The sequence below is a fragment of the Pseudomonas sp. FW305-70 genome, assembly GCF_058783925.1.
Genome location: NZ_JBYSYZ010000005.1, coordinates 38394 through 63884, shown reverse-complemented (window position 1 = coordinate 63884; position 25491 = coordinate 38394). Strand labels below are relative to the sequence as shown.

Annotated in this window: 23 protein-coding genes; 14 read left to right on the top strand and 9 right to left on the bottom strand. The window is 61.8% G+C overall.

Annotated elements, in window-relative coordinates; all coding sequences use genetic code 11:
- Positions 1-250 precede the first annotated feature (250 nt).
- Positions 251-670 (top strand): NINE protein, encoded by a 420-nt coding sequence (locus tag AC3WN7_RS05650; protein ID WP_015097203.1) that lies wholly within the window; start codon positions 251-253, stop codon positions 668-670.
- Positions 671-766: 96 nt separating this feature from the next.
- On the opposite strand, the gene AC3WN7_RS05645 is transcribed toward AC3WN7_RS05650, so the two are convergent.
- The 9 genes from AC3WN7_RS05645 to gshB form a co-directional block, all read right to left on the bottom strand.
- A complete protein-coding gene (locus AC3WN7_RS05645) occupies positions 767-1171 on the bottom strand; it encodes a hypothetical protein (RefSeq protein ID WP_102673462.1) in 405 nt (134 codons plus the stop codon).
- Positions 1172-1220: 49 nt separating this feature from the next.
- Complete coding sequence (locus tag AC3WN7_RS05640) at positions 1221-2210, bottom strand: lipid II-degrading bacteriocin (RefSeq protein ID WP_146022346.1); 990 nt, start codon at positions 2208-2210, stop codon at positions 1221-1223.
- 447 nt (positions 2211-2657) lie between these two features.
- Positions 2658-3929 (bottom strand): dihydroorotase, encoded by a 1272-nt coding sequence (locus AC3WN7_RS05635; RefSeq protein WP_095964201.1) that lies wholly within the window; start codon positions 3927-3929, stop codon positions 2658-2660.
- Positions 3926-4945 carry an aspartate carbamoyltransferase catalytic subunit gene (locus AC3WN7_RS05630; RefSeq protein ID WP_007975410.1) on the bottom strand — a complete coding sequence of 340 codons (1020 nt, stop codon included), beginning with the start codon at positions 4943-4945 and terminating at the stop codon, positions 3926-3928. Before AC3WN7_RS05630 ends, AC3WN7_RS05635 begins: the two co-directional genes overlap by 4 nt.
- Before the next feature lie 27 nt (positions 4946-4972).
- Positions 4973-5476 (bottom strand): bifunctional pyr operon transcriptional regulator/uracil phosphoribosyltransferase PyrR, encoded by a 504-nt coding sequence (gene pyrR / locus AC3WN7_RS05625; RefSeq protein WP_007975411.1) that lies wholly within the window; start codon positions 5474-5476, stop codon positions 4973-4975.
- 79 nt (positions 5477-5555) lie between these two features.
- On the bottom strand, positions 5556-5993 hold the full coding sequence (gene ruvX / locus AC3WN7_RS05620; protein ID WP_102673461.1) for a Holliday junction resolvase RuvX: 438 nt from the start codon (positions 5991-5993) through the stop codon (positions 5556-5558).
- Complete coding sequence (locus tag AC3WN7_RS05615) at positions 5993-6565, bottom strand: YqgE/AlgH family protein (RefSeq protein ID WP_015097200.1); 573 nt, start codon at positions 6563-6565, stop codon at positions 5993-5995. Before AC3WN7_RS05615 ends, ruvX begins: the two co-directional genes overlap by 1 nt.
- A gap of 182 nt (positions 6566-6747) precedes the next feature.
- Positions 6748-7647 (bottom strand): energy transducer TonB, encoded by a 900-nt coding sequence (locus tag AC3WN7_RS05610; RefSeq protein ID WP_102673460.1) that lies wholly within the window; start codon positions 7645-7647, stop codon positions 6748-6750.
- A gap of 147 nt (positions 7648-7794) precedes the next feature.
- Entirely contained in the window at positions 7795-8766 is a 972-nt protein-coding gene (gshB, locus tag AC3WN7_RS05605; protein ID WP_102673459.1) for a glutathione synthase, read from the bottom strand.
- Positions 8767-9111: 345 nt separating this feature from the next.
- Between gshB and pilG the strand changes: the two genes are divergently transcribed.
- From pilG to mdcH, 13 genes are all read left to right on the top strand, one after another.
- A complete protein-coding gene (gene pilG / locus AC3WN7_RS05600) occupies positions 9112-9516 on the top strand; it encodes a twitching motility response regulator PilG (RefSeq protein ID WP_015097198.1) in 405 nt (134 codons plus the stop codon).
- A gap of 57 nt (positions 9517-9573) precedes the next feature.
- Entirely contained in the window at positions 9574-9939 is a 366-nt protein-coding gene (gene pilH, locus AC3WN7_RS05595) for a twitching motility response regulator PilH (RefSeq protein WP_007975417.1), read from the top strand.
- A gap of 10 nt (positions 9940-9949) precedes the next feature.
- Positions 9950-10489 carry a chemotaxis protein CheW gene (locus tag AC3WN7_RS05590; RefSeq protein ID WP_102673458.1) on the top strand — a complete coding sequence of 180 codons (540 nt, stop codon included), beginning with the start codon at positions 9950-9952 and terminating at the stop codon, positions 10487-10489.
- 153 nt (positions 10490-10642) lie between these two features.
- Positions 10643-12703: a methyl-accepting chemotaxis protein gene (locus AC3WN7_RS05585; RefSeq protein ID WP_102673457.1), complete on the top strand. Its 2061-nt coding sequence runs from the start codon at positions 10643-10645 to the stop codon at positions 12701-12703.
- Between the two features lie 37 nt (positions 12704-12740).
- Positions 12741-18761: an Hpt domain-containing protein gene (locus AC3WN7_RS05580; protein ID WP_102673456.1), complete on the top strand. Its 6021-nt coding sequence runs from the start codon at positions 12741-12743 to the stop codon at positions 18759-18761.
- On the top strand, positions 18754-19215 hold the full coding sequence (locus AC3WN7_RS05575) for a chemotaxis protein CheW (RefSeq protein WP_095964194.1): 462 nt from the start codon (positions 18754-18756) through the stop codon (positions 19213-19215). Before AC3WN7_RS05580 ends, AC3WN7_RS05575 begins: the two co-directional genes overlap by 8 nt.
- 222 nt (positions 19216-19437) lie before the next feature.
- Positions 19438-21108 carry a malonate decarboxylase subunit alpha gene (mdcA, locus tag AC3WN7_RS05570; RefSeq protein WP_095964193.1) on the top strand — a complete coding sequence of 557 codons (1671 nt, stop codon included), beginning with the start codon at positions 19438-19440 and terminating at the stop codon, positions 21106-21108.
- Positions 21108-21983 carry a triphosphoribosyl-dephospho-CoA synthase gene (locus tag AC3WN7_RS05565; protein WP_102673454.1) on the top strand — a complete coding sequence of 292 codons (876 nt, stop codon included), beginning with the start codon at positions 21108-21110 and terminating at the stop codon, positions 21981-21983. The genes mdcA and AC3WN7_RS05565 overlap by 1 nt, the downstream gene beginning before the upstream one ends.
- Positions 21983-22282: a malonate decarboxylase subunit delta gene (locus AC3WN7_RS05560; protein WP_008001147.1), complete on the top strand. Its 300-nt coding sequence runs from the start codon at positions 21983-21985 to the stop codon at positions 22280-22282. The genes AC3WN7_RS05565 and AC3WN7_RS05560 overlap by 1 nt, the downstream gene beginning before the upstream one ends.
- Positions 22275-23126 (top strand): biotin-independent malonate decarboxylase subunit beta, encoded by an 852-nt coding sequence (locus AC3WN7_RS05555; protein WP_102673453.1) that lies wholly within the window; start codon positions 22275-22277, stop codon positions 23124-23126. The genes AC3WN7_RS05560 and AC3WN7_RS05555 overlap by 8 nt, the downstream gene beginning before the upstream one ends.
- Entirely contained in the window at positions 23123-23926 is an 804-nt protein-coding gene (mdcE, locus tag AC3WN7_RS05550; RefSeq protein WP_102673452.1) for a biotin-independent malonate decarboxylase subunit gamma, read from the top strand. The genes AC3WN7_RS05555 and mdcE overlap by 4 nt, the downstream gene beginning before the upstream one ends.
- A complete protein-coding gene (locus AC3WN7_RS05545; RefSeq protein ID WP_102673451.1) occupies positions 23920-24540 on the top strand; it encodes a malonate decarboxylase holo-ACP synthase in 621 nt (206 codons plus the stop codon). Before mdcE ends, AC3WN7_RS05545 begins: the two co-directional genes overlap by 7 nt.
- The gene (mdcH, locus tag AC3WN7_RS05540) at positions 24537-25448 is read left to right on the top strand and encodes a malonate decarboxylase subunit epsilon (RefSeq protein WP_102673450.1); all 912 of its coding nucleotides are present in this window, start codon (positions 24537-24539) and stop codon (positions 25446-25448) included. Before AC3WN7_RS05545 ends, mdcH begins: the two co-directional genes overlap by 4 nt.
- Positions 25449-25491: the final 43 nt, after the last annotated feature.

Below are 25491 nucleotides of genomic sequence, written 5' to 3'. Positions count from 1 at the left end.
AGGCAAGGCTCTTAATAAGTTAGCGCGCAACTTTATAACAGCTTTTTTGCCGCTTCCGAGGCCGTTGGTCGATTCAACCTGGGGGACAATGGTGGCAAAAAAGCGGCAGAATGGCGCAATTGTCGGACAGAAGTCCGGTGTTACAAGGCTTTGACGGGAGTGAAGGTAGCATTTGCCATACGTCGGGTGCCTGTAAAAAAGTCACAAAGAAATGAAGAATATTTATCTATCGCGTGAATCGAGGTCATTCATGAACCCCTATCAACAGACTTATCCGCAGCAAGACACCCACAGCAAAGTGATCGGTTATCTGCTGTGGATTTTCGGATTTACCGGCGCTCACCGCTTCTATTACGGCAAGCCGGTGACCGGGACGATCTGGTTCTTCACCTTTGGTTTGCTGGGCATCGGCTGGCTGATCGACCTGTTCCTGATCCCGTCCATGGATCGCGAGGCTGACCTGCGGTTTACCGCAGGGCCCATCGAATACAACGTGGCGTGGATTCTGCTGACGTTTCTCGGGGTGTTCGGTGTGCACCGGATGTATCAGGGGAAATGGATCAGCGGGCTGCTGTACCTGCTCACCGGCGGGTTGTTCTTTCTCGGGGTGCTGTATGACTTCTGGACGTTGAATGACCAGGTGTCGGTGCGTAACGCGCAGCGTCGTTGATTTCTGCGGTGAGGGGGGCAAACCCTCTCGCCGCAGGGTTTCAAGTCTGGTGACTGATCCAGCTATCCGTCTGTTTGAGTTTCGGTCTATGAATGGTTACTGAAATATTTTCAGCAATTGAAGTTGAAGTATTGCAAACGCAATTGTACTGATGCTGTAGAAGATGGAAATGATGAGGTGATTTGGAGTGGCCCAGTAATTTATGCTGTCGGCGAGAATCACAAACGATGCAATTGCAATTATTAATGCTGCTGTTTTTGTGAGGATGTCATTGGTGTGGTGTGTGCGGGATTTTCTGTATAAAAATATTTGCATCAGGTGAAATATAAATAACATTAAGCCCGCAATCAGGATTGCACCTATTGGTATTCCGATTGAGTCTCGATCAGTGTTGTAAATGCCTGCACTCAAATTTTTAAGTATTGTAAATATCGCTACGCTGGATGTGATCACCAAAAGCACTGGATAGATGTGGTTCAGGTGTTTGTAGAGGGGCTTCATGTTGGCTCTTCCTGAGTGCAGTCTATAGTCGAAAACTCTAAAGGATTTTTTAGTTCGGGCCCGACTGAAAGCCAATTCCAGTCAGTCTTATTTTTTGTTCTCCAGTTATGTCGATTTCATAACTCGTTCCTGAGAACACCCTGCCTGCTGTGGTTAGAATTTCGAGTAGTGTTGATCTGTTGCTTTTGTCGAAGTCGTATATATCTGTATAAGCTTTCGCAGTTCCATCAAAAACCCAGGACCCGTTTTCTTCTCTAGTGAAGTCACCTTCGATTTTCAATGTTATCCGTCCCAGATAGGCTCCTGTGACATTACTGTCGTCAATAGTGGCATAAGGTACTTTGGGGTCAGATAAATAATACCTTCCCGATTCTCTGGTGCTGGCTATGGTGTTGGCTAGTAGCGGAATTTCATCCGCCTTTACGTTAAGGCCTATATTGTTTATGTCGATTCGCAGCTTCTCTCCATTGCCCCATAGGTAGTGAGCAAATGCTTTGACAGGGCTAAATGTTCCCCCTGATAGCTCGGTTGTTTGTGTTTCATATTTGATGTTGTACAGACTTGTCGATGCTACTTTGATCAGGGCGTCCAGGGTGCTTAGTTTTTGTTGCGCAGCGAAGGTGTCGGCAAGACTGAAGTTTACGAGTTTGTTTTTGAAGTAGGCATGAGTAACGATCGAGGAGTTATTTAGTAGGTAGTTGTCGCTCTCCGTTATTTCCCAAAGGTTTTGAATGGCGCCAAAGGCGTCGTTGTTAACTGCTCTACCCACCATTTGCAGTTCATAGGTAAAGGCTTTTATACCACTTTTCATTTCTAACCAGGTATGGAACATATCCATTTCGGCTGAGGAAATGACGGGGCCATCGCACAGTGGTAAAGAGTAAGTTTGCCCGTCGTTGGTGATGATGGCTTCACCGGCTCCCTGCCAATCTGCCGTCGCATAGACTCCCCAGCTGAATCCGGGATTAACTGTAAAACCGCCTGAGTTTCCCGTTGTTCCTTTCGTTACGATAGGAGGTAGGCTAAGTCCATTTTTCATGTATTGCTCCTTGTTTGTACAGTCATTGTATTCGGGGGGTAGTGGTTTTTCCTTGTTCTGTTTTTATGCTAAATGATGGGGGTTGAATCTGCATTCAATAACTTTGTAGGCTGATTCTGTATGTTGCGAAGTTTCTTTCGCACAGATGATGAGAAGTCAGAAGTTTCTGTTCGTTGGGTAGTTTTATTCGCCATCGTTTGTAGAAATGTTCTTGATGCGGCTGTGCTGTTTGGGGAAAGGCAGTGGAGGGCAGGGCAGGAGGGCGATATGACTTCTGGACGTTGAATGATCAGGTTTCGCTGGGTAACGGACAGAACAGAGGCGCCTTCCAGTAAGCCTTCGCGAGCAAGCCCGCTCCCACATTTGATCTTTGGTGTTCACAAATGCTGTGTTCATTACAGAACTAATGTGGGAGCGGGCTTGCTCGCGAAGGCAGGCGACGCGGTCTTACGCCTGGTGGCTGATCCGCCCATCCACCAGGGTGTAACGCACCACACCCGGCAGGCTGTGGCCAATGAACGGGCAGTTCTCGCCCTTCGACAACCAGGTTTCACCTGCGACGGTCGAGGCCGCCGGGTCGAACAGCACGATGTCCGCAGCACCACCCACTGCCAGTTTGCCTGCCGGCAGGCGCAAGGCCTCGGCAGGGCCGGTGCTCAGGCGTTTCAGCAACGTCGGCAGGTCCAGCAAGCCGTCTTCGACCAGGGTCATTGCCAGTGGCAGCAGCAGTTCGACGCTGCTGATGCCTGGCTCGGTGGCGCCGAACGGTGCCAGCTTGGCGTCACGTTCATGGGGTTGGTGATGGCTGGAGATGGCCGAGATCACGCCGGATTTCACCGCTGCGCGCAGGCCATCGCGGTCGGCGCGGGTGCGTAGCGGCGGCTGGACGTGATACAGGCTGCTGAAGTCGATCAGGGCTTCGTCGGTCAGGATCAACTGGTACAGGGCGACATCCGCGGTCACCTTCAGGCCCCGGGCCTGGGCCTGGGCGATCAGTTCCACGCCGCGGGCACTGGTGAGCTGGCTGAAGTGCGCGCGCACGCCGGTCTGTTCAACCAACAACAGATCCCGGGCCAGGGCGACGGTTTCGGCGCTTTCCGGGATGCCTGGCAGGCCAAGGAAACTGGCGGTCGGGCCTTCGTGAGCCAGGCCGCCTTCGGCCAGGTCGTGATCCTGGGAGTTGAAAATCACCGTCAGGTCGAACGTTGCCGCGTAGTCCAGTGCCCGGCACAGGGTGCGGGTGTTGCGGAAACTCTCCAGGCCGTTGCCGAAGGCCACACAACCGGCGTCGCGCAAGGCAACCAGCTCGGCCAGCTGTTCACCGTCCAGGCCTTTGCTCAGGGCGCCAATCGGGAAGACTTTGGTGTTGCCGGCCTCACGGGCGCGGTCGAGGATCAGTTCGGCCACCGCCGAGGTGTCCAGCACCGGTTTGGTCTTCGGCGGGCAGCACAGGCTGGTCACACCGCCAGCCGCCGCCGCGCGGGTTTCGCTGACAATCGAGCCTTTGCGGCTGTAACCCGGCTCGCGCAGGGCAACGTTGAGGTCGACCAGGCCGGGAGCGGCCACCAGGCCTTTGGCGTCGATCGTGTCGACGGCGACAAAACCGGCGGGCGCCGCGCCAAGGGCGACGACTTTGCAGGCTTCAATGTGGATATCGGTCACTTGATCCAGGCCGCTGGCCGGATCGATCACGCGGGCGCCGAGAATGCTGAGCTTCACTGTGCGCTCTCCTGTTCGAATTGGCCCTGCTCGAATTGACGCTGCGCAGTCTGCCCGCTCATGGCCATGGACAGCACGGCCATACGAATGGCGATCCCGTAGGTCACCTGGTTGAGGATCACCGAGTGCGGACCGTCGGCCACTGCCGACTCGATTTCCACGCCGCGGTTGATCGGCCCCGGGTGCATCACGATGGCATCGGGTTTGGCGCCGGCCAGGCGCGCGGTGGTCAGGCCGAACAGGCGGTAGAACTCACCTTCGCTCGGCAGCAGGCCGCCGGTCATGCGTTCACGCTGCAGACGCAACATGATCACCACGTCGACGTCCTTCAGGCCTTCGGTCATGTCGGTGTAGACCTTCACGCCGTATTGCTCGATGCCGATCGGCAGCAGGGTCTTCGGTGCGATCACGCGAATGTCCGGGCAGCCGAGGGTTTTCAGGGCCAGCATGTTCGAACGCGCCACCCGCGAGTGCAGGATGTCGCCGACGATGGCCACCGAAAGGTTTTCGAAACCGCCCTTGTGCCGGCGAATGGTCAGCATGTCGAGCATGCCCTGGGTCGGGTGCGCGTGCCGGCCGTCACCACCGTTGATGATCGCCACTTGCGGGCAGACATGCTCGGCGATGAAGTGCGCGGCGCCGGAGTCACCGTGGCGCACGACGAACATGTCGGCGGCCATGGCTTCCAGGTTGCGCAGGGTGTCGAGCAGGGTCTCGCCCTTGCTCGCCGACGACGTGGACACGTTGAGGGTGATCACGTCCGCCGAGAGCCGCTGGGCCGCCAGTTCGAAGGTGGTGCGGGTACGGGTCGAGTTCTCGAAGAACACGTTGCACACGGTCTTGCCGCGCAGCAACGGGACTTTTTTCACGGCCCGGGCGCCGACTTCGAGGAAGGAGTCGGCGGTGTCGAGGATTTCCGTCAACAGCTCGCGGCGCAAACCGTCGAGCGAGAGGAAGTGGCGCAGCTGGCCCTGATCATTGAGCTGCAGCGGGCGCTTGGTGTCTAGAGGCGTCATCGCAAGGGGGACTCTCAATAGGGCGAATTAAAGGGCGAGGTCTTGCAGTTCGAGCGCGAGCTCCGGACCGGACAGCTTCACCCGTTCGTGGGCGGCCAGCGACAGGGTCGCGCCCACCACGTTCGGGCGGATCGGCAGTTCGCCGGCGTCCAGGTCCAGCATGCACACCAGCGTCACGCTGGCCGGGCGGCCGTAGTCGAACAGTTCGTTCATGGCGGCGCGGATGGTCCGGCCGCTCATCAGCACGTCGTCGATCAGCACCAGGTGCTGGCCTTCGATCTCGAACGGCAGCGCCGAAGGGCGAACCTGCGGGTGCAGGCCGTTCTGGCTGAAATCGTCGCGGTAGAAGGACACGTCGAGAGTGCCGAGGGGCTCATTGCTGCCCAGCTCCTTGAGCAGGGCCTGGGCCACCCAGACGCCGCCGGTACGAATGCCGATGAAGCGCGGGTCGCTGATGCCACGGTGTTCCAGGTGGGCCTTCAGGCGCGTGGCCATCTGGCTGATCAGTTCGGCGGGATTGGGCAGGCTCATGGTTGCTCCTTCTTGGGCCCGAGCCGGGTTTCACGCGAGGCGGCTCGGGTTGTAGCTAAGAGAGACGCATCGCGGCTCTTCAGGATTCGAACAGTGCGCCATTTTCGTCGAGCCAGCCTTGCAGCAGCAGGGCGGCGGCGATGGCGTCGACCGGGTTGTCGCGGTAACTGCCTTTCTGACCGCCACGAGCCAGGCGTTCGCCCTTGGCCTCGTAGGTGGTCAGGCGTTCATCGTGGGTATAGAAGGGCAGGTTGAAGCGGCCGTTCAGGCGCCGGGCGAATTTTTCCGCGCGGGCGCACATGTCGCTGGGCGTGCCATCCATGTTCAGCGGCAGGCCGACCACAACGGCATCGGGTTTCCACTCTTTGATGAGGGCTTCGACCTGGTTCCAGTCAGGAATGCCGTTCTGCGCTTTCAGGGTGCACAGCTCACGAGCCTGGCCGGTAATCACCTGGCCGACCGCAACGCCGATCTGTTTAGTGCCGTAGTCAAAACCCAGAATCAGCTTCAGGGCCATCAGGCGTGCCCCGCCTGGCTGGTCAGCAGGCTGAGGTTGACACCCAGGTGTCTGGCGGCCGCTTCCAGGCGAAGTTCGCTGCTGGTGTTGAACAGGATGTCGGCGTCAAACGGGCAGTTCAGCCAGGCGTTCTGGGCCAGCTCAGCCTCCAGTTGCCCGGCTTCCCAGCCGGCATAACCGAGGGCGATCAGGCTTTTTGCCGGGCCGACGCCGTCAGCGATGGCGAACAGGACGTCCTGGGACGTCGACAGGGACAACTCATCTTCCAGATCAACGGTCGCCTGGAAACTCTGCCCCTTGGGGTGAAGGACGAAGCCGCGATCGGTTTGCACCGGGCCGCCGATGAAGATCGGCACATGCTGGCAGAGCGCTGGCGGTTCGATTTCCGGGCGTAATTGCTCAAGGATATCGGCCAGGTTCAGCTCTTGCGGACGGTTGACCACCAGCCCCATGGCACCATTGGCCGTGTGCTCGACGATGTAGGTCAAGGTGTGCGCAAAGTTCGGGTCGGCCATGTGCGGCATGGCGATCAGGAATTGATGCTTGAGGTAGCTGGGGCTGACGTTTTTCATGTGCGCTAGTGTGGCGTTCGAGGGGCGAACTGACAAGTCGGGGATGCGCAGGAAATGCCGTAATTCTGTAGGAGCGAGCTTGCTCGCGATGAACCTGAGAACACTGCGGGGTGTCAGGCTTGCAGCGTTATCGTTGGCGACCATCGCGAGCAAGCTCGCTCCTACAGGGGGATTTGTGCGGGTCAGTTGCTTGAGAGGCGATCGCCGCGGGCAAACTTCCAGGTCCGGATGATCTCCAGCCGGTCAACATCCGACAGATCCCCGGTAAAGGGTGCAAACGGCGCCGCCAGCCGGACGATCCGTTGCGCCGCCTGGTCCAGCAGCGGCTGGCCTGAAGATTCCAGCACCAGCACCTCATACAGCGAGCCGTCACGGTTGATCGACACCATCAGGCGCAAATTGCCGTAGATCTGTTTGCGCCGTGCTTCGTCGGGGTAATTGAGGTTGCCGATGCGCTCGACTTTCTTGCGCCATTCGTCCTTGTACCAGGCGCCCTTGTCGCGCATGGTCGAGGCGGCGCTCAAGCGGTGGATGCGCGGGCGCTTGGCGTACAGTTGTTGTTCGGCGGCCAGTTCCGCTTCGAGGCTGGCGATGTCGCTGGACAGTTGCTCGCTGTCGAACGTCGGCGCCTGGACCTGGGGTTTGACCTCGGTCTTGGGCTCCTCGGTCTTGGCGGGGGCCTTTTTCGGCTTCGGCGCCACGGTGGTCACGGCAGCCTTCGGCGGGGCTTCCTGCACTTCAGGCTTGGCGGCCGGCGGTGGCGAGACTTTCTGTACCTTGTTGTCCTGGAAGGGCGCGACCTCGGTGGTCTTGGGAATCGCCTTTTTATCCAGGGTGCCGCTGCCTTGCTGATTCTCCTGGGCCAGGAAATCGGCTTTCGCGGGCTTCTTTTCGCTTTTGAAGGTGGCGAGGGTGATTTCCAGGGTTTTGCTGATCTGCTTGGGCTCGACCACGGCAAACCCGACACCCAGCAGCAAGGCCAGGTGGATCAGCGCTGCCAGGAACAGGGTAAAACCGAGGCGATCGGCCGGGCGCACACCACGGTGGGCGAGTTCGGCAGGCAGATCGGACGGGAGGGTCATGACAAAAAAACCAACATCGCGTTTTTACGGGCCCGGCATGATAACGCAATGTTGGTTTTTAGCTTCAAGCTTCAAGCTGCAAGCGACAAGCTGTTAGAGGATCAGCTTCAAGCTTCAAGCTTCAAGCGAAAAGCAAGTGCGCGTGCTTCAAGCTTGCCGCTTGAGGCTTGCAGCTTGTAGCTGCTTTTCTATGGCCTCCATCAGCAGGCCGCCGATATCGGTGCCAAAGGCATTGTCGATTTCGCGGATGCAAGTCGGGCTGGTGACGTTGATCTCGGTCAGGTGCTCGCCGATCACGTCCAGGCCAACGAACAACAGGCCTTTTTCACGCAGGGTCGGGCCGACTTGTGCGGCGATCCAGCGATCCTTTTCGGTCAGCGGACGGGCTTCGCCACGACCGCCGGCGGCGAGGTTGCCACGGGTTTCGCCCTGGGCCGGAATCCGGGCCAGGCAATAATCCACAGGCTCACCGTCGATCATCAGGATGCGCTTGTCGCCGTCCTTGATGGCCGGCAGGTAGGCCTGGCCCATGATCTGCTGGGCGCCGAGGGCCGTGAGGGTTTCGAGGATCACCGACAGGTTAGGGTCACCCGCGCGGTGACGGAAGATCGACGTGCCGCCCATGCCGTCCAGAGGCTTGAGGATCACATCGCCGTGTTTGGCGGCGAACTCACGCAACACGTCGGCGCGGCGGCTGACCACGGTCGGCGGCGTGCACTGCGGGAACAACGTGGCGAACAGCTTCTCGTTGCAGTCGCGCAGGCTCTGCGGCTTGTTGACCACCAGCACACCGGCGCGCTCGGCCTGTTCCAGCAAGTAGGTGGAATAGACGAACTCCATGTCGAACGGCGGATCCTTGCGCATCAGGATCACGTCCAGATCGCTCAGCAGTGCGTCGCTTTCGGCACCCAGTTCGAACCATTTTTCCGGGTTGGCGAACACCTGCAGCGGACGCATCCGCGCCCGGGCCTCACCTTCGCCCTGATACAGGTCGCGCTGTTCCATGTAGAACAGCTCCCAGCCACGCTTCTGCGCGGCCAGCAGCATGGCCAGCGAGCTATCCTTTTTATAGGAAATGCTGGCGATAGGGTCCATGACAATCCCGACGCGAACGCTCATTGGGTTTTCCTCGAAAATGGGGGGCTATGTTGATCTCTGTAGGAGCGAGCTCGCTCGCGATAAACCTGAGGAGCCCACGGGGTGTCAGGCTTTGCGCGTCATCGTTGACGATCATCGCGAGCAAGCTCGCTCCTACAAATGACCCGTATAAAAGTGGCGTCAGAGTGGCGCTGAGTGTGTTTGCGGTCAAGGAAAAACCATCGCCCCGGTCGGCCGATAGATTGGTTCTGGAGACTGTGCTAAAAAGGCTGCCATGCCGTGCTGGCCCTTGAGTATCAAGGGTTTCGAGCCGCCAATTACCCGCAAACGGACAATTTGATTCGTAAAGGCGACGCAGAGCATCTTATGGAACAGCCCCCCAGCGCCTTGAAGGTCATGGTGATCGACGATTCGAAGACAATCCGTCGCACCGCCGAAACGCTGCTCAAGAACGTGGGTTGTGAGGTCATTACGGCCATCGACGGCTTCGATGCCCTGGCCAAGATTGCCGACAACCACCCCGGCATCATCTTTGTCGACATCATGATGCCGCGCCTGGATGGCTATCAGACCTGCGCCCTGATCAAGAACAACAGTGCGTTCAAGTCCACCCCGGTGATTATGCTGTCATCCAAGGATGGCCTGTTCGACAAGGCCAAGGGGCGCATCGTCGGCTCCGACCAGTTTTTGACCAAGCCTTTCAGCAAGGAAGAATTGCTGGATGCGATCCAGGCCCATGTGCCTGGATTCGCCGCCGTTTTGCCGCAGTAGGACACGCACAGTGACGCTAGGCCATCGGGCCCCGCGTCGACAAGAATGGGGAAGACCATGGCACGTATTCTGATCGTCGATGATTCGCCGACCGAAATGTACAAACTGACCGGCATGCTGGAAAAGCATGGTCATGAAGTGTTGAAAGCCGAAAACGGCGCCGACGGCGTGGCCCTGGCCCGCCAGGAAAAGCCCGACGCCGTCCTGATGGACATCGTCATGCCCGGCCTCAATGGTTTCCAGGCAACACGCCAGTTGACCAAGGACCCGGAAACCGGACACATCCCGGTGATCATCATCACCACCAAGGACCAGGACACCGACAAGGTCTGGGGCACGCGCCAGGGCGCCAAGGACTACCTGACCAAACCGGTCGATGAAGAGACCCTGATCAAGACCCTGAACAACGTGCTGGCCGGTTGATCGTCAGGCCATGAACGAGTCGCTGACGGCTTTCGAACTGCTGCTGCAGATCGACCAGCGCTGTCGTTTGCTGGCGGCGGACTTGCCGTCCCAGCCGACCCGTCGGGACAGCTGGAGCGGTATCGGTTTTCGCCTGGGCGAGCACTGGTACGTCGCGCCCATGAGTGAAGTCAGCGAAGTCTTGCATGAGCCGCGACTCACTCAGCTGCCGGGGGTCAAATCCTGGGTCAAGGGTGTCGCCAACCTGCGCGGGCGATTGCTGCCGGTCATGGATCTGAGCGGTTTCTTCGGGCACGAACTTTCGGCGGTGCGCCGCCAGCGCCGGGTGTTGGTGGTGGACCACGATGAGGTGTTTGCCGGGTTGCTGGTCGATGAAGTCTTCGGCCTCCAGCACTTTGCCCGGGACAGCCTGGAGCCGGTGCCGACAGACGAGTTGAAGGGGCCGGTGGCGGCATTCGTCCAGGGCCGGTTTCAGCGCGGGCAGTGCTGGCAGGTGTTCAGCCCGTTTGCGTTGACGCGGTCTCAGGGGTTCATGAACGTCGCGGTGTAAACGGAACAACAGCGATCCAATGTGGGAGCGGGCTTGCTCGCGAAGGCGGCAGTCCATTCAACATTGATTTTGGCTGATCTACCGCTTTCGCGAGCAAGCCCGCTCCCACAGGGTCCCGGGCAGGACAGGAAGTGGGTTAACAGGCGAGGACCGATGACAAAAACAAAAGCAGGCAAGCCAATGGAGGGGTCGCGCAGCCGGTCGCAGATCATCGTGCTGTTTATCGCGCTGATCGTCTTCATCATGCTGCTGTTCGCCAACTTCGCGTACCTCAACACCCAGGCGACCTACGACAAACAGTACATCGGCCACGCCGGCGAACTGCGCGTGTTGTCCCAGCGTATCGCCAAGAACGCCACTGAAGCGGCCGCCGGCAAGGCTGCCGCGTTCAAGTTGCTCAGCGATGCGCGTAACGATTTTGCCCGGCGCTGGGGCTATCTGAAGAAGGGCGACCCGGCCACCAGCCTGCCACCGGCCCCGGCCACTGTGCGTCCAGAGATGCGCGCGGTGCAACAGGACTGGGAACGCCTGCTGAAAAACACCGACGCGATTCTCTCCAGCGAGCAAACCGTACTGTCCCTGCATCAGGTCGCCGCGACGCTGGCCGAAACCGTGCCGCAGTTGCAGGTCGAGTACGAAAAAGTCGTCGAGATCCTCCTGCAACGGGGCGCCCCGGCGGCCCAGGTGGCCATGGCCCAGCGCCAATCGCTGCTGGCCGAGCGGATCCTCGGTGCGGTCAATACGGTATTGGCCGGCGACGAAAACTCACAGCAGGCCGCCGATGCGTTCGGGCGTGACGCGACGCAGTTCGGCAAGGTGCTCAACGGCATGCTCCAGGGCGACCCGGCGCTCAAGGTCAGTCAGGTCGAAGACCGCGACGCCCGTGCGCGACTGGCGGAAATTGCCGAGCTGTTCGAGTTCGTCTCGGGCTCGGTGGACGAGATCCTCGAAACCTCGCCCGAGCTGTTCAAGGTCCGTGAATCGGCCTCGAACATTTTCAGTCTCTCGCAAACCCTGCTCGACGAAGCCTCACACCTGGCCAGCGGTTTTGAAAACATGGTCGGCGGGCGCACCACCGACACCATAGGCGGTTATGTGCTGGGCTTGCTGGCGCTGACTTCGATCATCCTGATCGGCCTGGTGATGGTGCGCGAAACCAATCGCCAGCTGCGCGAAACCGCCGAGAAAAACGAGCGTAACCAGAACGCGATCATGCGTTTGCTCGACGAGATCGAAGACCTGGCCGACGGCGACCTCACGGTGACGGCCTCGGTGACGGAAGACTTTACCGGCACCATCGCCGACTCGATCAATTACTCCGTCGACCAGTTGCGCGATCTGGTCGCGACCATCAACCTCACCGCCGGCCAGGTCGCCGCCGCCGTGCAGGAAACCCAGGCCACCGCCATGCACCTGGCTCAGGCTTCGGAACATCAGGCCCAGCAGATTTCCGAGGCCTCGATGGCGATCAACGACATGGCCGAGTCCATCGACCAGGTGTCGGCCAATGCCGCTGAATCTTCGGCGGTTGCCGAGCGCTCGGTGGAAATTGCCAACAAGGGCAACGAGGTGGTGCACAACACCATCCACGGCATGGACAACATTCGCGAGCAGATCCAGGACACCGCCAAGCGCATCAAACGCCTTGGCGAGTCGTCCCAGGAAATCGGCGACATTGTCAGCCTGATCGATGACATTGCCGACCAGACCAACATCCTCGCCCTCAACGCGGCCATCCAGGCGTCCATGGCTGGCGACGCCGGTCGCGGTTTCGCCGTGGTGGCCGATGAGGTGCAGCGGCTGGCCGAGCGCTCCTCCGCCGCCACCCGGCAGATCGAGACTCTGGTGCGGGCGATCCAGACCGACACCAACGAAGCGGTCATCTCCATGGAGCAGACGACGACCGAAGTGGTGCGCGGCGCCCGTCTGGCGCAGGATGCCGGTGTGGCCCTGGAAGAAATCGAGGGTGTGTCGAAGACGCTCGCGGCGCTGATCCAGAGCATCTCCAATGCCGCGCAACAGCAGACGTCGTCGGCCGGCCAGATTTCCCTGACGATGAACGTGATCCAGCAGATCACCTCGCAGACGTCGTCGGGTTCCACCGCCACGGCCGACAGCATCGGCAACCTGGCTAAAATGGCCAGTCAGTTGCGCCGTTCGGTGTCCGGTTTCACCTTGCCGGATGCCAAGGCGCAGGTTGTGGACAAAGCTTGAACCGCCCATGGGTATCTGAATTGTGATTGGAGTGGTTATGGGTGATCGGCACGACTATGTGGCCCTCGAGTGGGTCAAGGGCGAGATTGCCGAAACGCTGAAACAGGCTCATCACGCGATTGAAAACCTGCTCGATGACCCGCAGGCGACGCACGCGCTGGATGAATGCCTTGCGTGCATCCATCAGGTCCACGGCAGTTTGCAGATGGTCGAATTCTACGGTGCGGCGTTGCTCGCCGAAGAGATGGAACAACTGGCCATGGCCTTGCAGGGCAACCGTGTCAGCCATCGCGACGAGGCGTTGCACCTGTTGATGCAGGCCCTCGGGCAGTTGCCGATCTACCTGGACCGGGTGCAAGGTGCGCGCCGCGACTTGCCACTGGTGGTGTTGCCCCTGATCAACGACCTGCGCAGCGCCCGTGGCGAAAGCCTGCTGTCGGAAACCAGCCTGTTCAGCCCGCAATTACCCGAGTTGCCTGCACTGGACGCAGAAACGCTGGCGCAGCTTGAGCCGGCCGAATTGCCCAATGTGCTGCGCAAGCTGCGGCAGATGCTGCAAATGGCGTTGGTCGGGTTCCTGCGTGAGCAGGACAACGAAACCAACCTCGATTACCTGGCCAAGGTATTCGTCCGCCTCGAAGCACTGTGCGCCAATGCCCCCCTGAGCCCGCTATGGCAGGTGGCCTCGGCGCTGGTCGAAGGCATGCAGGGCGGTGCGATCGCCAACAGCCCGGCCTTGCGCAGCCTGTTCAAGGATGCCGACAAGGAGCTCAAGCGCCTGCTTGAAGAAGGCATGCGCGGCATCAATCAACCGGCGCCACCGGAGCTGCTCAAGAGTTTGCTGTTCTACATAGCCAAGGCCGAACATCCCACCGGGCAGATGCTGACCATGAAAGAACGCTACTCACTGGACGACGCGCTGCCCGACAGCGCGATGGTCGATGAAGAACGCGCGCGGCTGGCCGGCCCCGACCGTGACGCCATGCGCTCGGTGCTGGCAGCGCTGTGCGAAGAGCTGGTGCGGGTCAAGGAGCGCCTGGATCTGTTCGTGCGCAGTGACCGCCAGCACACCGCTGACCTCGACAGCCTGCTGGCACCGCTACGGCAAATCGCCGATACCCTGGCGGTCCTGGGCTTCGGCCAGCCGCGCAAGGTGATCATCGATCAATTGGCGGTGGTGCTCAGCCTCGCCCAGGGCCAGCGCGAACCCAACGATGCGATCCTCATGGACGTTGCCGGGGCCTTGCTGTACGTCGAAGCGACACTGGCCGGCATGGTCGGCACCGTGGAGCCGGAGAGCCAGGATGACAATCGCCTGCCGACCACCGACCTGACGCAGATCCATCAGATCGTGATCAAGGAGGCCCGCATCTGTTTGCAGCAGGCCAAGGACATGATCGTCGACTACATCGACGCCGATTGGGACCGCCAGCATTTGCAGGCGCTGCCGGCCTTGCTGACCCAGGTACGCGGCGCGCTGGCGATGATTCCGTTGAGCCGGGCGGCGAGCCTGGTCGACACCTGCAATCACTTTATTCGCGAGCACCTGTTGCTCGAGCCGGGTCAACCGGGCTGGCAGGAACTGGACAGCCTGGCCGACGTGATCACCAGCATCGAGTACTACCTCGAGCGCCTCGGCGATGACCCGCAGGCGCAGGGTGAAAACCTGCTCGATGTCGCGGAAAAAAGCCTGGCGAGCCTCGGGTTTTTCCCCAGTGAGCAGCAGGTGCCCGTGCTGGACGAAGTGCTCAACCCGAGCGAAGCGCAGGTCATGCAGAGGATGCAGGAGCTGGATGACCCGCAGATCGTCCAGACCCTGGCCGATGTGCTCGCCAGCCCGGTTTCGAGCCTGAACCCGCCCGCCCTGGACACCCCGGGCAGCCTGCTGCCGCCACCCCCGGGCGAAGAACCGGTGGACGAGGAACTGCGCGAGGTGTTCCTTGAAGAGACCGACGAAGTCCTGGAAATCCTGCGCGAGTATTTGCCGCGCTGGTCAGCCAATCCTGACAGCCGCTCGGCCCTGAGCGAACTGCGCCGCGCCTTTCATACCCTCAAGGGCAGTGGTCGCATGGTGCGTGCCCTGGTGCTGGGCGAGCTGGCCTGGGCCGTGGAGAACCTGCTTAACCGCGTACTGGAAAACAGCGTGGAACCGGGGGCTACGGTGCAGCAACTCATCGGCGATGTGCTGCATCTGCTGCCGGAGTTGGTGGCTGAATACGCCGCCAATGCCCAGCGTCAGCGCAACGATGTCGACCACTTGGCCGCCCGCGCCCATGCCCTGGCCAAGGGCGACGAACCGGTGTCCGATGAGGATACGCAGGATGTCGCGGCCCTCGACCCGCTGTTGCTGGAGATCTTCCGCAAAGAGGCGCAAACCCACTTGGGCAGCCTCAATCGCTTCCTTGATCAGGCTGCCGAGCACGTGCCGTTGCAGGCCAGTGACGAATTGCAGCGCGCCTTGCACACCCTCAAGGGCAGTGCCTATATGGCCGGTGTCTTGCCGATTGCCGAGCTGGCCGCGCCACTGGATCAACTGGCCCGGGAGTACAAGGCGCACCTGATCGCGCTGGACCTGGACGAAGTGGAATTGCTGCTGGAGGCAGAAGGGCTGTTCCGCCTCGGTCTGCGCCAGCTCAAGACCGATCCGCTGGCGGAAATTCCCGGCGCCCTGCATTTGATTGAGCGAGCCAGAGCGCTGCTGGCCGAGCGCCTGGAAAACCTCCTGAACACTCCGAACACCGGGCTACGGATCAAGCGCGATCCGCAACTGATCAACAACTTTCTCGCCCAGGGCATGGACATCCTGCTGGACGCCGAGAGCCTGCTGCAACGTTGGCAGCAACACCCCGGCGAGCGCCAGGAACTCAGCGCGCTGCTGGATGAATTGACCACCCTCGGCGAAGGCGCCCACCTGGCCGACCTGCACCCGGTGGATGAGCTGTGCGAGGCGTTGCTCGACCTCTACGGTGCCGTGGAAGAAAGCAGCCTGGCGGTCAGCGAGCGGTTTTTCCATGAGGCTCAGGGTGCCCACGAAGCGCTGATCAACATGCTCGACGAACTGGCCGCCGGTCAGGAAGTCAGCCCGCAGCCGCAACGGATCAGGGCCTTGCGCGAGCTGCTCGACGAGAGCCTCGACCCGTCGGCCATGGGCCTGATCCGCAGTGATGGCAGCCGCACCCTGAGCATCCGCGAATTGGGCGCAGCCACCGCCGATCTAGAGCACACGCTACCCCCTGCCCCTGTGGGAGCGAGCTCGCTCGCGATGGACTCAAATGCGCCGCGCTTATCCAATGACAACGCGTCATCGTTAACGCCCATCGCGAGCGAGCTCGCTCCTACAGGAGAGGGGCGCGAACTGGACGATGAAATCGTTGCGATCTTCCTTGAAGAAGCGGTGGATATCCTCGAAAGCGCCGGTCAGGCCCTGCAACGCTGGTTGCGTGACTCGGACAACGCCGCGCCGCTGTCGTCCCTGCAACGGGACTTGCACACCCTCAAAGGCGGCGCGCGCATGGCCGAGGTCGGGCCGGTTGGCGATCTGGCCCATGAACTGGAAAGCCTTTACGAAGGCCTGGTGGATCGTCGCTACGCCTACAGCGACTCATTGGCGGTGCTGTTGCAGCAGAGCCATGACCGCTTGGCGCAATACCTTGAACAGTTACAGCACAACCAGCCCCTGGGCGATTGCGCTGAGCTGATCGAGGCCATTCGCGTCTACCGGCAGGGCCACTCGGGTGCCGCCGAGGTCAGCGAACTGGCGGCCACCAATGACTCGGCCGCCCATGATCCGGAGTTGCTGGAGATCTTCCTCGAGGAAGGCTTCGACATCATCGAAAGCTCCGGTGCGGCGCTTGAGCGTTGGCAGGCCCAGCCTTCAAGTCGCCAGGAAGTGGAAACCCTGCTGCGCGACCTGCACACCCTCAAGGGCGGCGCGCGCATGGTGGAAATCGCCGCGATTGGCGACCTGGCCCATGAGCTGGAATTCCTCTACGAAGGCTTGTCCACCGGCGTGCTGCAACCGACGGCGCCGTTGTTCGCGCTGTTGCAACGCAGCCATGACCGCCTGGCGCAGATGCTCGACGCGGCCCGCGCCGGTGAGCCGATGCCGCCCGCCGACCGCTTGATCGATGCGATCAAGAACTTCAGCCACCCGGCCGTGCCCGAAGCGCCCACGCCGGTTGCGTCGCCGGCCACGCCCAAGGCCGAGCCACTGACGCCGCCGTCCGATGTCGGCGCCGACATGGTCAAGGTCTCGGCGGAGCTGCTCGACGATCTGGTCAACCTGGCTGGTGAAACATCGATCTTCCGTGGTCGGATCGAACAGCAGGTCAACGATGCGCACATCGCCCTGAGCGAGATGGAAACCACCATCGAGCGCATGCGCGACCAGTTGCGCCGCCTCGATACCGAAACCCAGGGGCGGATCCTCAGCCGCCAGCAAGTCGACGCCGAACGCCTGGGCTATGAAGAGTTCGACCCGCTGGAAATGGACCGCCACTCTCAATTGCAGCAACTGTCCCGCGCGCTGTTCGAATCGGCCTCTGACTTGCTCGACCTCAAGGAAACCCTCGAACGACGCAATCACGACACGGAAAACCTGCTGCAACAGCAGGGCCGAATCAACACCGAGTTGCAGGAAGGGCTGATGCGCACGCGCATGGTGCCGTTCGAACGGATGCTCCCGCGTTTGCAGCGCATCGTCCGGCAGGTGTCCAGCGAACTGGGCAAGGACGTGGATTTCATCGTCGATAACGCCGAAGGCGAGATGGATCGCAACGTCCTCGAACGCATGGCCGCGCCGCTGGAGCACATGCTGCGCAACGCCGTCGACCACGGCCTGGAGTCTGTCGAAGCGCGGCTGGCGGCGGGGAAACCGGCCAAGGGTAAAATCACCCTCGATCTGCTGCGTGAAGGCGGCGACATCATTTTCGACATTCGCGACGACGGCGCCGGTGTGCCGCTGGACGCGGTGCGACGCAAGGCGATCAAGCGCGGCCTGCTCGCCCCGGACAGCGTCATCAGTGATCACGACGTGTTGCAGTTCATCCTGCAACCGGGGTTTTCCACGGCCGAGAAAATCACCCAGATCTCCGGGCGCGGCGTCGGCATGGACGTGGTGCACGAAGAGGTGCGGCAACTGGGCGGCACCATGAGCATCGACTCGGTGCCCGGGCAGGGCGTGCATTTCCGCATTCGCCTGCCGTTCACCGTATCGGTCAACCGGGCGCTGATGGTGCAGTGCGGTGAGGACCAATACGCGATCCCGCTCAATACCATCGACGGCATCGTTCGCGTCCTGCCCAATGAGCTTGAAGTCTATTTCCGTTTCGATTCGCCCACCTACGAATACGCCGGGCAACGTTACGAGCTGTGCTATCTGGGCGAGCTGCTGAAAACCATCCCGCGCCCGAAACTGTTGGGCCAGAGCCTGCCATTGCCGGTGCTGCTGGTGCAGTGCAACGAACGGCACATCGCGGTGCTGGTGGACGCCATGGCCGGCACTCGCGAGATCGTGGTCAAGAGCCTGGGGCCGCAGTTTGCGGCGGTGCAAGGGGTGTCCGGGGCGACGATTCTCGGCGATGGCCGGGTGGTGCTGATTCTGGATCTGCTGGCGCCGATTCGCGCCATGCAGGCCCGCGTACCCCAGCGTCCCGCGGGGCAGGAGGTCGAGGTCGAACCGCATCGGCCGTTGCTGGTGATGGTGGTCGACGACTCGGTCACCGTGCGCAAGGTCACCAGCCGCTTGCTCGAACGCCACGGCATGAACGTGCTGACCGCCAAGGACGGGGTCGATGCCATGCTGCTGCTGGAAGAGCACATGCCCGACCTGATGCTGCTGGACATCGAGATGCCGCGCATGGACGGCTTCGAGGTCGCGACCCAGGTGCGCAACGACGAACGCCTGCAGCACCTGCCGATCATCATGATCACCTCCCGCACCGGGCAGAAGCACCGCGACCGCGCCATGGCCATCGGCGTCAACGACTACCTGGGCAAGCCGTACCAGGAATCGGTGCTGCTCGAAAGCATCGCCTTTTGGAGCAAGACCCATGCTTGAACACCGCACCAGCAACCTCACCGGCCTGCTGCTGCCGTTGGCCGACCGCAACCTGATCCTGCCCAACGTCGCCGTGGCCGAGCTGATCGACTATCAGCAACCGGGGACCTTCGATCTCGACACACCGCCGTGGTACCTGGGCCTGGTGACATGGCGCGAACGGCAGATACCGCTGCTGAGTTTCGAGTCGGCCTGCGGGCAGAAAACTGTCATTGGCGAGCGTGCGCGGATCGTCATTCTCAACGCTCTCGGCGGGCGACCGGAGCTGAAGTTCATCGCGCTGCTGGTGCAAGGGATTCCGCGCTCGTGCAAGCTCGACAGCCAGTTGAGTTACGTGGATGTGCCGTTGTGTGCGCTGGAGCAGGCGGCGGTGCAGGTGGCGGAACAGGTGGCGAAGGTGCCGGATTTGCTGGCGCTGGAGGCGCTGCTTGTGAATGCCGGGTTGGTCGACTGATTGCGGTTTTTGTATAGATTTTGCTGGCCTCTTCGCGAGCAAGCCCGCTCCCACACTGGATTTGTGTTCGCCGCCGACCCAGTGTGGGAGCGGGCTTGCTCGCGAAGGCGTCAGTCCAGACAACCATTACCCTGAGCGTAACGATCAGCCACTCTGCTTGATTGATGCCCCCACCCAACACTCCTAATGTGACCCCCACGACAGCGAACCCGTGGAGTGGTCATGACAACAACAATATCCCCCGACTCGCGATGGACGCGGCGGCGCAGCGAAAAGCAGCGGCGTCTCGAGCTGGTGCGAGGTCTTGCCGACGGTGTGGTGTTGCCCACCGATAACATCGTCGCGGCGCTGGAGGCGTTGATCCTGCCGGGCGACCGCGTGGTGCTCGAAGGCAACAACCAGAAGCAGGCGGATTTCCTTTCACGTTCCCTGGCCAAGGCCGACCCCGCGAAGTTGCATGACTTGCACATGATCATGCCCAGCGTCGGGCGCTCCGAGCACCTGGACCTGTTCGAACGCGGCATCGCGCGCAAGCTCGACTTCTCTTTCGCCGGCACCCAAAGCCTGCGCATCAGCCAGTTGCTCGAAGACGGCCTGCTGGAAATCGGCGCGATCCACACCTACATCGAGCTCTACGCACGGCTGGTGGTGGACCTGATTCCCAACGTCGTGCTCTCGGCCGGCTTCATGGCCGACCGCGCCGGCAACATCTACACCGGGCCGAGCACCGAAGACACCCCGGCACTGATCGAACCGGCGGCCTTCAGCGACGGCATCGTCATCGTCCAGGTCAACCAGTTGGTGGACGACGTCAGCGACCTGCCGCGCGTCGACATTCCCGCCTCCTGGGTCGACTTCGTGGTGGTGGCCGACAAACCGTTCTACATCGAACCGCTTTTCACCCGCGATCCACGGCACATCAAGCCGGTGCACGTGCTGATGGCGATGATGGCGATTCGCGGCATCTACGAAAAACACAACGTGCAGTCCCTCAACCACGGCATCGGTTTCAACACCGCGGCCATCGAGCTGATCCTGCCGACCTACGGCGAATCCCTCGGCCTCAAAGGCAAGATCTGCCGCAACTGGACGCTCAATCCGCACCCGACCCTGATTCCGGCGATTGAAAGTGGCTGGGTCGAAAGCGTGCATTGCTTCGGCACCGAACTGGGGATGGAGAACTACATTGCAGCGCGGCCGGATGTGTTCTTTACCGGGCGCGACGGTTCCCTGCGTTCCAACCGGATGTTCAGCCAACTGGCCGGGCAATACGCCGTGGACCTGTTCATCGGTGCGACCTTGCAGGTCGATGGCGACGGCCATTCCTCCACCGTGACCCGTGGGCGCCTGGCCGGTTTCGGCGGTGCGCCGAACATGGGCCACGACCCGCGCGGTCGTCGCCACGGTACACCCGCCTGGCTCGACATGCGCAACACCGACGTGGCCGAGCCGATGCTCGAGCGCGGCAAGAAACTCGTGGTGCAGATGGTCGAGACCTTCCAGGAGGGCGGCAAACCGACCTTCGTCGAAACCCTTGATGCCGTTGAGGTGGCGAAGAAAAGCGGCATGCCGCTGGCACCGATCATGGTCTACGGCGACGACGTCACCCATTTGTTGACCGAAGAAGGCATCGCCTACCTGTACAAGGCGCGCTCGCTGGAAGAACGCCAGGCGATGATCGCCGCCGTCGCCGGGGTGACCGCCATCGGCCTGCGCCACAACCCCAAAGACACCGCGCGCATGCGCCGCGAAGGCCTGATCGCCTTGCCCGAAGACCTCGGCATCCGTCGCACCGACGCCACCCGCGAACTGCTCGCGGCGAAAAGCGTGGCCGATCTGGTGGAGTGGTCCGGTGGCCTCTACAACCCGCCCGCCAAGTTCAGGAGCTGGTAATGCACGCACTCAACCTGCAACCCAAAACCCTGAGCCTGGCCGAGCGGCTGGCGGACCTGGCGGTGGACGCGCTGATCGACGAGGCTGATCTGTCGCCGAAGCCGGCACTGGTCGACCGTCGTGGCAATGGCGCCCACACCGATTTGAACTTGGGGCTGATGCACGCTTCGGCGCTGTCCCTGTGGCCAGCCTTCAAGGCGATGGCCGATGCCGCGATAGCGTTCGGTGAGATCGGCTTGCCCTTGCGCGAAGCCGTGGGCCGGATCGGTCGCGAAGGCGAGCAAGCGATGCTCGACACCACGGGCGGCGTGAATACTCATCGGGGGGCGATCTGGGCCTTGGGCCTGTTGGTCACTGCCGCTGCGCTGGACCCTGAATCCACGGCTGCAAGCAGCGTATCGATTCGTGCGGCGCGTCTGGCGCTGCTCGATGACCGTTACGCACCGCGTTCACTCAGCCACGGTGCTCAAGTCGCCCAACGCTACGGCGCTAGGGGCGCCCGTGAAGAAGCGCAACTGGGCTTCCCAGCGGTGTTGCAACGCGCGTTGCCGCAACTCAAATGCAGCCGCGCCGCCGGCCATGGCGAACAGAACGCCCGGCTCGATGCACTGCTGGCGATCATGACGAATCTGGCCGACACCTGCGTGCTGTACCGCGCTGGAGAACAAGGTCTGCACACCATGCAACTCGGCGCCCAGGCCGTGCTCGATGCCGGGGGTAGCGCCAGCCTCGCCGGACGTCGCCGCCTGCATGAGCTGGACCAACAACTCATCGCGTTGAATGCCTCGCCCGGCGGCGCTGCCGACCTGCTCGCAGCCTGCCTGTTCATCGACCGTATCGAGTCGGGCGACAGCCTCAAACAGGGAGCTTTCTGATGGAAACCTTATCTTTTGAATTCCCCGCCGGGCAGCCGCCACGTGGCCGCACCCTGGTGGGTTGTGTCGGCTCGGGCGATCTGGAAGTGCTGATCGAACCGGGTCAGGCCGGCAAGCTGACGATCAACGTGCAGACCTCGGTCAATGGCAGTGAACAACGCTGGCAGCATCTGTTCGCACGGATGTTCGATGGCCAGACGCCGCCGGCGATGGCCATCGACATCCACGATTTCGGCGCGACCCCCGGCGTGGTGCGCCTGCGTCTGGAACAGGGTTTCGAGGAGATCGGCCATGACTGACAGCGCATCCCTGCTGAACAAGCACAGCTTCGTCGAACTCGGTGCGCGGCAACGGGCCAAGGCCCTGCTCGACGCCGGCACCTTCCGCGAACTGCTCGATCCCTTTCAACGGATCATGTCGCCATGGCTGTCGCGCCAGGGCGTGGTGCCGCAAGCCGACGACGGCGTGGTGATCGTCAAGGGCAACCTTGATGGGTTGCCGGTGGTGATCGCCGCCATTGAAGGCGCGTTCCAGGGCGGCAGCCTCGGTGAAGTCGGCGGGGCAAAAATCGCCGGTGCGCTGGAACTGGCCGCCGAAGACAACCGCAACGGCATCCCGACCCGCGCCGTGCTGCTGCTGGAAACCGGCGGCGTACGTTTGCAGGAAGCCAACCTAGGCCTGGCGGCGATTGCCGACATCCACGCGGCGATTGTCGATTTGCAGCAGTACCAACCCGTGGTCGGAGTCGTGGCGGGCAGCGTCGGTTGCTTTGGCGGCATGTCGATTGCTGCCGGGTTGTGCAGCTACCTGTTGGTGACCCAGGAAGCGCGACTGGGTCTGAATGGGCCGCAGGTGATTGAACAGGAGGCCGGGCTTGAAGAGTACGACTCCCGCGACCGGCCCTTCATCTGGAGCCTGACCGGTGGCGAACAGCGCTTCGCCAGTGGTCTGGTGGATCGCTATGTGGCCGACGACGTGGCGCAGATTCGCCAGCAGGTGGGTGAGTTGCTCCAGCAAGGTTTGCCTGCGCAACCACGCAGTCGTCAGGCCGAACTGTTCCTGCAACGCCTGGCACGCCTGGACGCCGAGCCGCAAATCGAGCCGTCCGTGGTTCGCGATCTGTACCAAGGAGAACGCCCATGAGCTCGTATTCCCTGCGTGGTTTGAACTGGTTCAACGCCTTGAGTGCCGGGGCGAAAGCGGTCGAGGCTTTGCCGGCTTCGCTGAAGGTCGCGGACGGTGCGCTGGGCGATCAGCCCGTTCGTTTCATCGCGGTAGTGGCCGACCCGGAAAACCGCTTCGTCCGTGCACGCAATGGCGAAGTGGGTTTGCTCGAAGGCTGGGGCCTGGCCAAGGCTGTGGATGAAGTCATCGCCGCCGATCAGAACAAGGCCCGCAAGCGCGCCCTGATCGCCATTGTCGACGTGCCGAGCCAGGCCTATGGTCGCCGCGAAGAAGCGCTCGGCATCCATCAGGCGTTGGCCGCAGCGGCGGGCAGTTACGCCCGTGCCCGTCTGGCCGGCCATGCGGTGATCGGTTTGCTGGTGGGCAAGGCGATGTCCGGGGCGTTCCTGGCCCACGGCTATCAGGCCAATCGCTTGATCGCCCTGCGCGATCCGGGGGTGATGGTGCATGCCATGGGCAAGGCGTCGGCGGCGCGGGTGACCTTGCGCAGTGTCGAAGAACTCGAAGCCCTGGCGGCCAGCGTGCCGCCGATGGCCTATGACATCGACAGCTATGCCAGCCTCGGGCTGCTGTGGGAAACCTTGTCGGTGGAGCAGATCGAGCAGCCGACTGCGGCGGATCTGGCGCGGGTGACCGAGTGCCTGGGTCAGGCGATGGGCGATATCGCCGAGAAGGGGGCAGATCTCAGCGGTCGTCTCGGTGCGGCCAATCGTGCGGCGTCGAGCAAGGTTCGCCAATTGCTGAGGGCACAGTGGTGAGTGCGCTTCTGGCTCACGACCTGCTGTGGGGCATGACCCCGCGGCAGGTGTCTGCGGATGCCCCGACCTGGGTGATCGACTCGATCAGTGCCGGCCAGCCGGTGGTGGTCCGTCGCGCCTTGAGCGCGGCGGGGCAGGTGGCGGTGGGTGTGCGCGGACCGTTGCGCGAGCAGCGGTTTGCGACACAGATGGAAGTCGCCGCCATCACACGGCGGGTGCGGCCGGAAGAACTTTGCCATGTTCAAGGCCTGCGTGACTTCCCGGCGCTGCGTGCCTTGGCGCAACTGCGTTCGCACCTTGATGAGAGTGGCTGGGTCTGGGGTGTCAGTGGCAGTGCCGGGTTTGAGTTGGCCAGCGGGTTTGCCGCGCTGCACGAGGGCAGCGATCTCGATCTGATCCTGCGTACACCGCGTCCGTTGAGTCGTGCCGATGCGCAGGCGCTGGTGGCCGTTCTCGACACGGCCGTGTGCCGTGTGGACCTGCAGTTGCAGACACCCTTGGGCGCCGTTGCCTTGCGCGAATGGGCCGGCACTGCGTCGCGGGTCCTGCTGAAAAATGCCACTCAGGCCCGTCTGGTCACTGCCCCGTGGCATCCACAGGAGCAGGCAGCGTGAGCAGCTTGCTGGTGTTCCCCGGCCAAGGTGCGCAGCAACCCGGCATGCTGGCGCGTTTGCCTGGGGAAACGTTGAACGAGGCGAGCGATTGGCTCGGTGAAGACGTGACGCAGCTGGATTCTGCCGAAGCACTGCGGTCGACGAGGGCGGTTCAGCTTTGCCTGCTGATCGCTGGCGTCGCCGCTTCACGCCAGCTGGCCATGGCCCCGGACTACGTGGCCGGCTTGTCGATCGGCGCTTATCCGGCGGCAGTGGTGGCGGGTGCCTTGGGTTTCAGCGATGCGCTGCATCTGGTCAGCCTGCGCGGTGAGCTGATGCAGCAGGCTTATCCACAGGGCTACGGCATGACCGCGATCATCGGTCTGGAGCTGGCCTTGGTGGAAGATTTGTTGGCGCAGGTCCACAGCGCCAATGCGCCGGTCTATCTGGCCAATATCAACGCCGATAACCAGGTAGTGATTGCCGGCAGCGATGCAGCGATGAAAGCGGTGGCGGAGTTGGCGAAAGGTTGCGGAGCTGGCCTGGTCAAGCGTCTGGCAGTGAGCGTGCCATCCCACTGCCCATTACTTGAAGCACCCGCGCAACAGTTGGCCGAAGCCTTCGCCAAGGTGCCGCTGCAAACCCCGAAGGTGGGCTATCTGAGCGGCAGCCGTGCGCGTCCGCTGATCAAGCCTGAAGCCTTGCGTGACGACCTGGCTTTCAACATGTGCCGCATCGTCGATTGGCGCGGCACGGTACAAAGCGCCTACGAGCGCGGCGTACGTCTACAGATCGAACTGCCGCCCGGTGCGGTGCTGACCGGGCTGGCGCGCCGGGTGTTCGAGCAGGGCACCGTGATTGCCTTCGACGGTGCGCGGCTCGATACCCTGCAGGCGCTGATGCGTGAGGAGGGAAGCCGCCACTCCTGAAACTCAGGCTTCGAACAACAAAAACAACATTCGAAATGCACTT